This window comes from Rhodococcus sp. IC4_135, assembly GCF_011602025.1.
Taxonomy (GTDB): Bacteria; Actinomycetota; Actinomycetes; order Mycobacteriales; family Mycobacteriaceae; genus Rhodococcus_F; species Rhodococcus_F baikonurensis.
Genome location: NZ_JAAOLG010000006.1, coordinates 33,754 through 46,113, shown reverse-complemented (window position 1 = coordinate 46,113; position 12,360 = coordinate 33,754). Strand labels below are relative to the sequence as shown.

Annotated in this window: 11 protein-coding genes; 6 read left to right on the top strand and 5 right to left on the bottom strand. The window is 63.0% G+C overall.

Annotated elements, in window-relative coordinates; all coding sequences use genetic code 11:
• Positions 1 to 82: 82 nt before the first annotated feature.
• The 3 genes from G8767_RS13615 (at position 83) to G8767_RS13605 (ending at position 3,494) form a co-directional block, all read left to right on the top strand.
• On the top strand, positions 83 to 1,414 hold the full coding sequence (locus tag G8767_RS13615) for a cyclopropane-fatty-acyl-phospholipid synthase family protein (RefSeq protein ID WP_166810458.1): 1,332 nt from the start codon (positions 83 to 85) through the stop codon (positions 1,412 to 1,414).
• Between the two features lie 20 nt (positions 1,415 to 1,434).
• Positions 1,435 to 2,754 (top strand): lipase family protein, encoded by a 1,320-nt coding sequence (locus tag G8767_RS13610; RefSeq protein ID WP_166810457.1) that lies wholly within the window; start codon positions 1,435 to 1,437, stop codon positions 2,752 to 2,754.
• Between the two features lie 68 nt (positions 2,755 to 2,822).
• Complete coding sequence (locus G8767_RS13605) at positions 2,823 to 3,494, top strand: DUF1345 domain-containing protein (protein ID WP_095969949.1); 672 nt, start codon at positions 2,823 to 2,825, stop codon at positions 3,492 to 3,494.
• A gap of 21 nt (positions 3,495 to 3,515) precedes the next feature.
• Here the strand turns inward: G8767_RS13605 and G8767_RS13600 are convergent, their stop codons facing one another.
• Positions 3,516 to 4,145 (bottom strand): LysE family transporter, encoded by a 630-nt coding sequence (locus G8767_RS13600; RefSeq protein ID WP_095969950.1) that lies wholly within the window; start codon positions 4,143 to 4,145, stop codon positions 3,516 to 3,518.
• Positions 4,146 to 4,255: 110 nt separating this feature from the next.
• Here G8767_RS13600 and G8767_RS13595 point away from each other — a divergent pair, with 110 nt between their 5' ends.
• Both G8767_RS13595 and G8767_RS13590 read left to right on the top strand, forming a co-directional pair.
• Complete coding sequence (locus G8767_RS13595) at positions 4,256 to 4,912, top strand: nitroreductase family protein (protein WP_124569410.1); 657 nt, start codon at positions 4,256 to 4,258, stop codon at positions 4,910 to 4,912.
• On the top strand, positions 4,906 to 5,511 hold the full coding sequence (locus tag G8767_RS13590; RefSeq protein ID WP_166810456.1) for a dihydrofolate reductase family protein: 606 nt from the start codon (positions 4,906 to 4,908) through the stop codon (positions 5,509 to 5,511). Before G8767_RS13595 ends, G8767_RS13590 begins: the two co-directional genes overlap by 7 nt.
• Here G8767_RS13590 and G8767_RS13585 read toward each other — a convergent pair.
• Positions 5,508 to 6,347 (bottom strand): sulfite exporter TauE/SafE family protein, encoded by an 840-nt coding sequence (locus tag G8767_RS13585; protein WP_166810559.1) that lies wholly within the window; start codon positions 6,345 to 6,347, stop codon positions 5,508 to 5,510. The genes G8767_RS13590 and G8767_RS13585 overlap by 4 nt on opposite strands.
• Before the next feature lie 56 nt (positions 6,348 to 6,403).
• On the opposite strand from G8767_RS13585, the gene G8767_RS36540 reads away from it, so the two are divergent.
• Positions 6,404 to 7,207 (top strand): helix-turn-helix transcriptional regulator, encoded by an 804-nt coding sequence (locus G8767_RS36540; protein WP_166810455.1) that lies wholly within the window; start codon positions 6,404 to 6,406, stop codon positions 7,205 to 7,207.
• Here the strand turns inward: G8767_RS36540 and G8767_RS13575 are convergent.
• From G8767_RS13575 to G8767_RS13565, 3 genes are all read right to left on the bottom strand, one after another.
• Complete coding sequence (locus G8767_RS13575) at positions 7,185 to 7,634, bottom strand: hypothetical protein (protein ID WP_124569413.1); 450 nt, start codon at positions 7,632 to 7,634, stop codon at positions 7,185 to 7,187. The genes G8767_RS36540 and G8767_RS13575 overlap by 23 nt on opposite strands.
• Before the next feature lie 46 nt (positions 7,635 to 7,680).
• Positions 7,681 to 8,934 (bottom strand): family 1 glycosylhydrolase, encoded by a 1,254-nt coding sequence (locus G8767_RS13570; protein WP_095969955.1) that lies wholly within the window; start codon positions 8,932 to 8,934, stop codon positions 7,681 to 7,683.
• A 127-nt stretch (positions 8,935 to 9,061) separates the two neighbouring features.
• A complete protein-coding gene (locus G8767_RS13565; RefSeq protein ID WP_166810558.1) occupies positions 9,062 to 12,316 on the bottom strand; it encodes an arabinosyltransferase domain-containing protein in 3,255 nt (1,084 codons plus the stop codon).
• Positions 12,317 to 12,360 lie beyond the last annotated feature (44 nt).

The window sequence follows — 12,360 nt, the reverse complement described above, 5'->3', positions numbered from 1 at the left end:
CGGACAAATGGCGCGAAAGATTTGCGAATCGGGCGTAAGTTTTCTGTCATCGGCTAACCATCTTTTGTCGGAGGGTTGATTTGTGACTGGCGCCGCGACCAAGATTCTGACGGTTTTCGAGGACGTGATCGGGGTTCCGCTTCCGATTCGGGTGCGGTGTTGGGACGGTTCGGAAGCAGGTCCGCCTGACGCCGCTGCGCAGGTACATTTCCGGAATCGGCGTGCCCTACGCCGAGTCCTGTACTCTCCCAACGAATTGGGGCTGGCGAGGGCGTACGTGTCCGGTGATCTGGACGTAGACGGCGATATCTTTGCGCTCCTCGATGTCCCGGATCTGGTCACGCGGCTCGGTGAGAATCGATTGTCGGGCTTGCCGCTGCGCTCGATCGTGCGCGCCGCCGGTACGTTCGCCGGCTTGGGGGCACTGGGTCTACCGCCATCACCTCCGTCGATCGAGATGCGTCGTAAGCGCGGCACGCGGCACAGCAAGGCACGGGATTCTGCTACCGTCTCCCATCACTATGACGTCGGGAATCGCTTCTACGAACTGTTTCTCGGGCCGAGCATGGTCTATTCGTGCGGGTACTGGCCGGAGGGGGTCGAATCCCTCGAAGCCGCTCAGTTCGCGAAGCTGGACCTGATTTGCCGCAAGCTCGATCTGAAGCCGGGAATGCGACTGCTCGACGTCGGCTGCGGTTGGGGATCGATGGCATTGCATGCTGCCCAGAACTACGGCGTCGACGTTGTCGGGGTGTCACTGAGTAACGAGCAGGTCGAGTACGCCAAGGGGCGGGTTGCCGACGCGGGTCTGACCGATCGTATCGAGATTCGAGTGCAGGACTACCGCGACGTCGACGACGGACCGTACGACGCGATTTCGAGCATCGGCATGTCCGAGCATGTGGGCCTTGCCAATTTGCCGGTGTACACGGCAAAACTCCACGAGCTGCTCGTGCCCGAGGGGCGTCTTCTCAATCACGCCATCGCGGCGGTGAAGTCGTTGTCGGACAAGGTCGATGACGGACCCAGTTTCATCGACCGGTACATCTTCCCGGACGGCGAGATACTTCCGCTGAGTAAAACCATTGATGCGCTGGAACTTTCAGGGTTCGAGACGCGTGACAGCGAAGCATTGCGCGAGCATTACGCCTTGACGCTGCGCGCATGGGTCGAGAACCTGCGCGAGAACTGGGACGCGGCAGTTCTTCAAGTCGGTGCTCCCCGGGTCCGAACCTGGTTGCTGTACCTCGCGGCCAGTGCGCTGGGTTTCGAGGAGCCGCACCGGCTTACGATTCATCAGGTTCTGGCCGTCAAAACAGGGGATCGGGGGGCCAGCGGCATGGCCCGCTCACGTGAGAGTTGGTACCGACCGATTGAAGTCCCGCAGATCGAAACCGGTCCGCGTATCGACTGAGGCCTATACGTTGGATGTCCATGAGCACCCGGAAGGTTGTCCTCGCGGCAGTGAAGATTTCTGCCGTTGTGGTATCGGCGCTTCTGCCGACGTCGCTGCTGTTCACACCGATGTCGAACGCCGAACCTGCGAACGATTTCTACGACGCGAGTCCGGGTGAGGTCGGTGATCCGGGTTCGGTGATTCGGACGGAACCGCTTCCGCTTGCCGGTGCAGTCGGCGGAGTGCCTGGTGTGGGGACTCGGATTCTTTATTCGAGTACCGATACCCACGGTTCCACGGTTGCTGTGTCGGGCTCGTACCTGGAGCCGGCTGCCCCGTGGTCAGGAGCGGGCCCGCGCCCGACGATCGTGGTCGGTCCGGGCACGCAGGGCCAAGGTGATCAGTGCGCGCCGTCGAGGATGTTTCCCACCGCCGGTCAACTCCGCCTGGCGGAACCCGGGAATCCGTCGAACTACGGTGCCGGTGTCGACAGTGTCGGTGTCAACTACGAGTCCGCATTTGCATTTGCATTTCTTGCTCAGGGCGTTCGCGTGTTCGTCACCGACTACATCGGACTCGGAACGCCCGGCGTCCATACCTACGTCAATCGCGCCGAGGAAGCGCATGCGATGTTGGACGGTGCACGCGCCGCCCGAGCCCTGGCGAAGGCAGGAGTGGACGATCCGATAGCGCTGTGGGGCCATTCGCAGGGCGGCGGTGCCACTGCCGCTGCAACCGAACTCGCACCCGAATACGCGCCTGAGTTGAATCTGGTCGGGAGTTACGCGAGCGCGCCCCCGGCGGACCTGGCAAGCGTTCTGCGTCATATCGACGGTACCGGTCTGATGGCTGCGATCGGCTACACGATCAACGGCGTCCTCGACCGATATCCCGCCGCACGAGAGCCAATCGAGTCTCGACTCAACGACTACGGCCGGTCCGTGCTCGCCGACGTCACCGGGCAATGCCTCATCGATTCCCGAACCAAGTACGGGAAGCAGTCGACGGCGTCGTGGACCACAGACGGTCGACCCCTTGCCGATGTTGTGGAATCGGTACCGGACATCCAGCAGGTGATCGAGGAACAACGCATCGGGCGGCGAACCCCGGCGTCGCCGATCCTGGTCAACGGAGCGCTCAACGACGACTTCATCCCGTACGAGCAAACCCGGCGCCTGGTTCAGGACTGGTGCGCGCGCGGAGCCGAGGCGACGTTGTTCACCGACACCCTGCCTGCAGTGAATCCGGGGAGCGGTAACAACCACCTCGCGCCGGCGGTAGCGGATTTCGGTGTCGGATTGCAGTACGTGCTGGACAGATTCAACGGTAAGCCCTTGGTCGACACGTGCAACGCCTGAGACACCTGCTTCTCGATTACCCTGCGGCGTAACCACCGTCTCACTGCGAACGGTGGTTGACTGACCCCGTGAACGATCGATCGCACGACCTTCCGATCAAACCCGTTCCTCGCAGCGCGCTAGGTGCTGGCCCCGCACTGAGAGTGTCGACGGGACTGCTGCTCGGTGTCGCGGCAGGTGTCGTGATGGCATGGGTCGGCTACCCGCGGTTCGCGTTCCTGATCGGCTGGGATGTCGCGGCGACGGTGTTCACGGTGTGGACGTGGATTCTGGTCTGGCCCTTCGATGCGACGCTCACCGCGAGCCACGCAACGCGGGAAGAACCGGCGCGCAACGTCGCACACCTGCTGATTCTCGGTGCTGCCGTCGCGAGCCTGGTCGGTATCGCGTTCCTGCTCTTGGCGGCACCCGACGGACATCACTACCAAGTCGTGGCGGCATCGGTTGCTGTCGGCAGTGTCGTGATCTCGTGGCTGGCGGTCCACACGCTCTTCGCCCTCGGATACGCGCGGCTGTACTACTCCGGCCCTGACGGCGGAATCGACTTCAATCAGGAAGAACCGCCGAGATACAGCGATTTCGCCTACGTGGCGTACACGGTCGGGATGAGCTTCGCGATTTCCGACACCAACTTGAAGTCGTCGGACATGCGCGCGATGGCGCTCGGCCACGCACTGCTGTCGTACCTCTTCGGTTCGGTGATCGTGGCGTCCGTCGTCAACTTGATTGCAGGCCTGTGAGCGATCAAGCCGTGTGAGCGATCAAGCCGCTGCGCGTCCGATGCTCGAGAGGAAGCCGGCGGCTCCGAAGAACAGGCCGGCGAACACTCGATTGGTGGTTCGTTGTTGTTTGGGGGAGCGCATCAAGGTAAGTACCCGTGCGGCCAGCCCGGTGTATCCGGTCATCACGATCACGTCGACTGCGCACATCGTGGCGGCGATGATCAGATACTGCGGCAGCAGCGGTGCCGCAGGGTCCAGGAACTGTGGGAGCACTGCGAGCATGAAAACGACGGCCTTCGGGTTGCTCGCGTTCACGAGAAATGCGCGAAGCATCATCATCGGGCCGGAACTGCTCGCGGTTGCTTCGTCGGTCTCCACTTCGGTGGGCGCTGACCGCCACTGCCTGACTCCCAGATAGACGAGGTATGCGACACCGAACCACTTGATCAGGGAAAAGGCCACGGTCGAACTGGCGAGAATTGCACCGACCCCGGCCGCGACAATTCCGATCTGCAGCAACAATCCCAATTGCAACCCGAAGATGTTCCAGTAACCTCGCCGCAGGCCGTAGGCAAGCCCCGACGACATCGACGCAATGGCGCCGGCCCCCGGTGACAGGCTGATCACCCAACTTGCTCCGAAGAAGGCCAACCAGACGTGCCAACTCATGTCGAATGTCCTTTGATCGGGGAATACTCCCGACAACCAGCACGCACGGGATCAGAAAAGTGTAGACGGACTGTCCTGCTCACTGCTCGCTGCAGTGCAATGATCGGGAGATGACGCCGTACCCCGTACTCGACCTGACACCCGACGAATTACTGACCACGACGCGCACGGTTCGAAAGCGTCTGGATCTGACCCGTCCCGTGCCGTTGGATCTGGTGAAGGAGTGCCTCCAGATCGCCTTGCAAGCACCCTCCGGTTCGAATCGTCAGGGGTGGCAATGGATGGTGGTGACCGATCCGGCACTGCGAGCGGCTGTCGGGCAGATCTACAAGGAAGTCACCGACGAGTACCTCGCTTCTCACGGTTCGGCGGCAAAACTCTTCGCCGACGATCCCGATCGTGCGCCGATCCAACAGCGCGTAGGCACCAGCGTCGCGTGGCTCGGTGAGCACATGGGCGAGGTACCCGTTCTTCTCATTCCATGTATCAAGGCAGGAAAGACACTGCCGGAGGGCAATCAGGCAGGGTTGTGGGGGTCGCTCCTTCCCGCCGCGTGGAGTTACGCCCTGGCCGCGCGGGCACGTGGACTCGGTACGGCGTGGACGACATTGCACCTGCAGCGTGAAGCGGAAGTTGCCGAGCTGCTGGGCATTCCGGCCGGATTCCATCAAGCGGCATTGATTCCCACGGCGTACTTCACCGGAGAGACGTTCAAACCAGCCGCCCGCGAACCGGTCGACAATGTGCTGCACGTGGACCGATGGTGAGCCTGATCTACTCGGCGATCTGCTCGATCGACGGGTATGTGGCTGATGAGCAGGGGAACTTCGACTGGGCGGTTCCCGACGCGCAGGTCCATTCGTTCGTCAACGAGCTCGAGCGGGGAGTCGGCACGTACCTACTCGGGCGCAAGATGTACGAGACCATGATTCCCTGGGAAGCAATGGCACGCGGGGGCCTTCACGGCTCTTCGGTGTCGGGAGGTTCTTCGGTTCCCGAAGAGTTTGCCGGAATCGAGGCGGCGACTGTCGAGTTCGCCGAAATCTGGGGAGGTATCGACAAAGTCGTGTACTCCACGACGCTGACCGAGGTGTCGACGGCGCGCACAACAATTGTCCGAGACTTCGACGCCGACGCCGTTCGTGCGCTCCAGAGTGAAGCGGTACAAGATATCTCGATCGGCGGTCCGACCGTTGCAGCATGTGCTTTCGCGGCGGGACTGGTCGACGAATGCAGGCTCTTCCTCTGCCCGGTGAGCGTCGGGGGCGGACTGCGCGCTCTCCCTGAAGGAAGGCTCGACCTGCAGTTGCTCGAGGAGCAGACATTCGACGGCGGCGTGATCTATCTGCGGTACGCCGTGCGCTAAGCAATCACCATCACCGTCGTGACGACACAGAGTAGAGCGATATAGGCGCAGGCATGAACGCGGTCCGGGATGACGCCGACAAATCGTCGGCTCAGCGCAATCGCCGGTAGAGAGCCGGCGAGCAACGCACAGACCGCCAGAAGGTCGACGGCGCCGACTCTGCCCGCCGACAGATCCGAGGCCGTGATGCCCCCTGATGCGGCCGCGTACACCGCAGTCGCGACGACAGCGACAGGCAGGCTCAACGGGTTTGCGCTAGCGGCGGCGTCGGCCATCGGAACTCCGCCGCGTCGCATCATCGGAACCGTCATGACGCTGCCGCCTACGCCGAGGAAACTTGCGACAGCGCCGATTCCGATTCCGGCTGTGCGGAGACCGTGCGGGCCAAGATGGTCCCGAGGTACGTGAGGTGTCAGAAATCCTTGTCGCAGAAGACTGTCCAGGATCGTCACGACGAGGTAGAGCACGAACAGAATCCGGACGACGGCGTCGTCGACGTGGCCCGCCGCGACCGCTCCCAGGCCTGCTCCGACTGCGACGGGGCCGATCAGAGGCCGGATGTACTCCGTCCGAAGCCGTCCTGAGTTCCTGAATGCGACTGTGGCACTGAGTGAATTGACCACCATCACGGCCGCCGAGGATGCGACGGCAACATGCATCGGATCGACGACGTCCGGCCGAAGCGTGGATGCAGCGTAAACGACTGGGACGGTGACAAATCCGCCACCGAACCCGAAGAGAACGGTGGTGACTCCGGTCAAGGCGCCGAAAGTGAGCAGGATGAGGGCGTAGTGAAGCACTTGATGAACGGTAGCGATTTCGCCGCTGGCGCACATTCGAAGGTTCGCCACGTTCCATTGTGAATCAGACACGGACTCGGTAGGTTCCTCCGGTGCGCAACATCTCGATCAACGACGTCGATCACTCACCTCGCAGCGTTCTCGCAATCGGAACCGACTACCCGCCCGGTCACGTGCTGGCCGCCCACGAACATCGACGAGCCCAGTTTCTCTTCGCTGTGAACGGTGCGATGAACGTCGAAACCGAAGACGGTGAGTGGACGGTTCTGCCGTCCAATGCGGTCATGATTCCCGCCGGTGTCGCTCATGCGGTGACGATGGACGGCGTCAGCACGCGAAGCCTCTACATCGAACCGTCCGCGGCGCCGTGGTTCCCGGTCAGGTGTCGAGTCGTCGCGGTGTCGTCACTTCTGCGTGAGCTGCTGGTCGCTGCAGTCGACATGGACGTCGAGTTGAACGCGGAGGACGACTTCCCCGCCCACGGGCGCGGCGCCGCGGTATTTCAGCTGATCCTGCACGAACTTCGTGATCTTGCGCCCCTGCCTGTGGAACTCCCGCTGCCGCGGCACCCGGGATTGCGGGCGTTGTGCACGAGGTATCTCACAGGTCCGTCGATCCACGACTCACCCACGCGGTGGGCCGAGCAACTCCATATCAGTGAACGAACACTGCACCGCTTGCTGATCTCGGAAACGGGGATCAGCGCGTCGTCGTGGATGCAGCGCGCCTGCATTCTTCATGCGCTTCCGAAACTCTCTGCCGGTGCCAGTGTGACAGCCGTTGCGTCTGAACTTGGATACTCGACGCCGGCCGCCTTCACCGCGATGTGCACCCGAGTCTCGGGTGCACCGCCCAGTAGCTATCGGGCGCGCGTCACGACACAGACACCGGAATGATGTCGGCGACGACGTCGTGGATGAGACCGTCACGGACTTCGAAGGTTTCACGAATCTCGACGGTCATCAGGCGCGTGCCACCGATTCCCGCGTCCAGCAGGTAGGTGGTCGAGACGATGTCCCCGGCTTCCGACATCTCGAGGTCGCGGACACCCTGGATGACGCGGTATTGGATGCCGTTTTCGAGGTCTGCGGACATCTGTGGTCCCGAGAAGCCGGTCTTGATTCCGGCTTCGACGCGCGTCGCATCCGGGGCGAAGTGGACATCGGAGACGTCATGGGAGACCAGGGCGTCGATGTAGGCACGTGCCTGCGCCTCGCGGGGTGAATCGGCCGGGTTGGGGGCTGCTGTCGCAGCGCCTCCGGCGAGCAGGATCAGGGCAGCGGTGGCAGCGGCAGTTCCGGCGATATTTCGCAGTGTTCGCATGAGGCATCCTAACGACGGAGAGGGCAGGAAATTCGGAAAACGGCCCTCATCGAGTAGCCGTACAGCTGCGGGGAGGATCGACGAGCGAGCAGAAAGCCGGGGCCATGACGGGCACGTAGTCGGCGCCGACGCCGTTGTCGTGAATGATCCGGCGGTAGGTGTCGACGCCGTCGGTCGGGATTCGGGCCGCAGTGGGATCGCCGAGAACATCGACCGTGTAGAGCCCGAATCGAGGTCGGTAAGAACCCCATTCGTAGTTGTCGGTAATCGACCAGTAGTTGTATCCGATCACGTCGGCACCGTCTTCTCGGGCGCGTTCCATCCAATAGATGTGATCGCGTAGGTGATTCGAGCGTGTGTATCCGTCGGCGCGCGGCGCTCCGTTGTCAGTGGGCATGCCGTTCTCGACGATGTAGAGGGGGAGTTCTGGATACTTGCCGGAGTACCGCATCAATGCGTCGTACAGGCCTTCGGGTTGTGGCGTGACGTTGTAGAACTCGTCGAGTGCGGCGTACGCGGCAGTCGGATTGTTCAGGGCCACACCGTAGTAGTAGTCGATCCCGAGAAAGTCGAGCTTGTCGCGCACCCGATCCGTGAATACCGAATCGATCGCCTCGGACACGCCGGGAATGAAGGAGAAATTACTGCTCGCGCGAGCACCGGGATCGAGAACATGGATGCGGTCGTAGATCGCCCGGTGGACTCGGACCAATGAGTCGAACATCGACGGTGCCTGGGTGAGTGCGATTCCGCCGTAGGTCAATTCACGCTGAACGTACACAGTCGGCTCGTTGATCGTGATCCACAGCGCCCCGATTCCGGAGTACCGCTCGACTACCTTCTCTGCGTTGACCAGCCAATCGGCTTCCGTCTTCGGATTTGTCCAGCCGCCTTGATCGACAACCCATCCCGGATACACCCAGTGGTCGAGCGTGATCATCGGAGTCATGCCCCGCGCGCGGATGTGAGCCACCACGTCGTCGTAGTACGCGAATTCGGTCTCGTTCCAGCTCCCGGCGGCGGGCTGAACTCGCGCCCACTCGACGCCGAATCGGAAAACCTTCGATCCCAGATCGGCCGCCCGGTCGATGTCCTCGGCGTAGCGATGGCGAAAGTCGACCGAGTCACCGATCTTGTCGTGTGTTCGTCCGGAATCGGAGTATCGAGACCAGTTGCTGTCCGGTGACGAACCTTCCGATTGGAATCCGGAGGTGGCAACACCCCACAGGAAGTCATCCGGTGCCTCCGCCGAGGCGCGAGCGGGAAGGGCCAGCGCCCCGAACAGACACGTCAGTGCCATCAGCGCAGGCGCAATAGACCGTGACAGGGCTCCCATGCCTGGGAGACTAAGTCATACAAGTGTCCAGTCGCAGGCGATTCGTCCGATCCGCCTGCCACTGGACCGCGTCACTCAGTCACCCTGCCGCTCAGAAAACCATGGTCATCGATCCGGGGTTCCACGTCCCGGAGCGCTGAACGGTCGCTTCGTCGACCTGGGCAGGCACGGCACTCGGATCGATCGGTGTGTACTTCTCGATCGACCCCCAGTCGCGAGCCCAGTCGTTGTCGAGATACGACGGAATGGTCTGAGCGCTCAGAAGCAGGTCGATCCACCCCAACGGTCCGCCGCCGTAGTGGTCCTGCCATGCGCTGGTCACGAGTGCGCCGGAATGGTCGGGAAGGATCCGGTACTCGGGGACCTCGGCAATTCCGACCCGATGGTCGAAGGGGCGTTGGCACGGGAATGCCAGTCCGACAGCCCAATCCAGCATGACGGGCGCCTGCGAACCGACGACGTCGTTGAGCTTCTGGGTCTTCGGAACCCGTGGCGGCGTAACGGCCACCCATTGGTCGGCCTTGCTGTCGTAGTCGCTGACCACAAGTCGAATGCTGTTGGCTTCGACGGGAATCTGGTCCAGCGGCACTCTCAGGTTCCGCCATGACGGTGCCGGCCCGATGTCGAGGGGTGCGATCTTTCCGAGTGTTTCCACAGCGTCTGTTTCGGCATCGTCGACCCCGCGCGCTGTGCCGTACTCGACCTCGACGTTCTGGCCGTAGGTGACGATCCCGTCCTTGTCGACGGATCGAACACGACCCGCCGTGGCAATCGAGATGATGTCTCCGCGTGTGGCGTTCTCACCCACGTCGGGGAGTTGGTACCAGTCACTGGTCAGAGTGCCCGGGGAGGGCTGACCGTAGCTACCCATGACGGGTGTCGTCGCCGGGTCGAGGCCGAACGGCAACGCGACCGAACTGCCGTTGACGCCGGTCTGTCCGGCGCCACCGCCGGTTCCGGCCGAGTTGCCGGCGGTGTCCTCCGCGGTGTCGACGGTGTTCGCGCCACCGGTGGCGGTGGCCTCCTTGTCGGCTCGAAGGTCGGAGGCCACGCCATTGGGATCGAATCCCGTCGCCCCACCGGCGGAGAGAGCTGTGGCCACGTTGCCGGAGAGAGGGGTCAGCATCGACGCGTTCGGATCGGTCTCGATCAGGACGTCGTTGGCGAGTCCGCAATGTTGGCCGAGAACGGCGTCGACGTTCGCGCGGCCCACCGAATATGCCGGGTACTGGGTGATCGCGCCCTTGGCCATGGACAGCACCTCGAAGAGGACCATCGCGCCCGCGGCGATGGTCAGCGGCGAGATGGCAAGCAGTCGAGCGTGCCTCGCGGACAGTTCCTTTCCGGCGGTGTACGGCTCACGGAAGAAGTACCACGCAGCGACGCCGAGCATCAGCACGGTCAGCCCGAGGAGGACGGTGCTCGCGCCGAGTCCGCTGATCGACACCGGCTTGTCCCACCACGGAACGCTGTAGCTGGACACGTAGTAATAGCTGTTGCTGCCGGTGAATGCGACCGCCAGGAGGAACAGGACGGCTGCCGCGAAGAGGGCCCGATTGCGCGGCGAGCGCAGGAGTTTCGTTCCCACGGCGACGGCCGTCATCATCGCCAGAACTGCAGTGAGCCCGGCAAAGATCCCGAAGTGGTGCGTCCACTTGGTCGGCGAGAACATCAGCAGTGGCAGCGCGCCGATCGTCAGCCCCACGACGCGGCGTGACGGACCGGCGGCCAAACCGGGGATCCGGCCCCCCTTGCGCAGCATCATCGCGGTGCAGACGCCAAGGCACAGAACCATGACGAACACACCGAACCTGCGGGTCAGGGAACCGTCGACGGAGATGTTGAAGAGGTACTGATAGCGGAGATACTCGTCGAACCAGGGTTGATTCGGTGAGATCGAGTGGACACGCTGCATCTCGATGACGGCGGCCAGACTCTGATCACCGAACGCGGGGATGAGGATCGACAGTCCGGCAGCCAGCAGTGGCCCGACAGCCGCGACGTAACCGGTGGTGCGGGCACGTTCGATGATGATGCGCATGATCGGGCGTATTCCGGCGATGAGAGCGGCGAAGCAGATGAGTCCGGAAGGGCCGGCAGTCAAGGTGAATCCGGCGATCAATATCGCGATTGCGACCGGTAGAAGTCGTCTCGTCGCGACCGCGCGTTCGATCGAGCACCACGTCAGCAGGACACCGAGAGCAACGATCGGTTCGGGGCGCAGTCCGTTGTTGAACGGAAGCCAGAATGCGAGGAAGACGAGCGCGCCGGTCCAGAGGGCGAGTCGATTTCCGCGAATAGCGGCGCCCAGCCGAGGCGCAACCTCTCGGCTGATGACGAGCCAGGTGATGATGCCCGCCAACAGAGCAGGCAGGCGGACCCACGGGCTTGCGGTGCTGACGTGTGCCAGGAGTCCGAGGATGTTGTAGTACGGCGTTCCGAACGGGGTTTCGGGAACCGCGAACCACCGGAAGTAGTTGGACATGTAGCCCGATTGCTCCGAGGCCCTGGCCATCGTGAACTGGTAGCCGTCATCGGTGGTGGTAGCGCCGATGAAGTGCCACAGCACCAGAGTTCCGACGACGACACCGTCGAGGACGGTGAACTTCCACCATCGAGCGGGCAGAAATTTGCGTGTTCCCCGGCCGTCGCGGTTGTCGAGGCGGTGCAGCGCGAAGAGGGACACGACCGCCGTGAGTGCCCCGAGAATCATGGCGAGGGTCTTGATCACCGACGGGCTCGACGTGAAGCGAGAGTCCGCCTCGATCGAGACGTTCAAACCGGCTGCCACCGAATCGAGGTCGCTGAAGACACCGACCACCTGTGGCCGGCTGTCGCCCTCGATGACGCGCGGTTCGGAACCGGTGGCGCTGAAGGTGGTTCGAGTCGGCTCGGCGACGAGCGTGAGCGCGCAGCCAGTCTGCAGATCAGCGACGGGTGCCGAGAGCAACACTTGATCGCGCAGGACCGCCTCGACCCGAGCGGGGGCGTCGGCGGACTCGGGGGAGACCGTCGCGACGAATCCGTATCGCCGGGCGTCTGCGGCACCGGGGGGAGCAGTCGAGACGAGTGTTCCGCCGCCGGCGGTCAACTCGTTGATCGACGCGCACGGAATGGATGCCTCCATACGAAGCGGCGTGTACGAGACCAATGGTGCTTCGACGCTTGTCGTCGATCCGGCCTGCGGCCAGTTGACGGTGGCGGTGTCCTGCTCGATCGGCAGGAACGGCACTGATCCGCACAAAATGATGCCGAGGATCGATGCGACAATCGCAACGATCCGTGCTCGGTTCGGTCCGCTGGATCGCTGAGGGGTCGGCAATGCCGGAGGTGCGGTCGTGGCCACGTCACTGTCTGTCACGACTTTGGACCCTAGCTGTGCGTGACGTG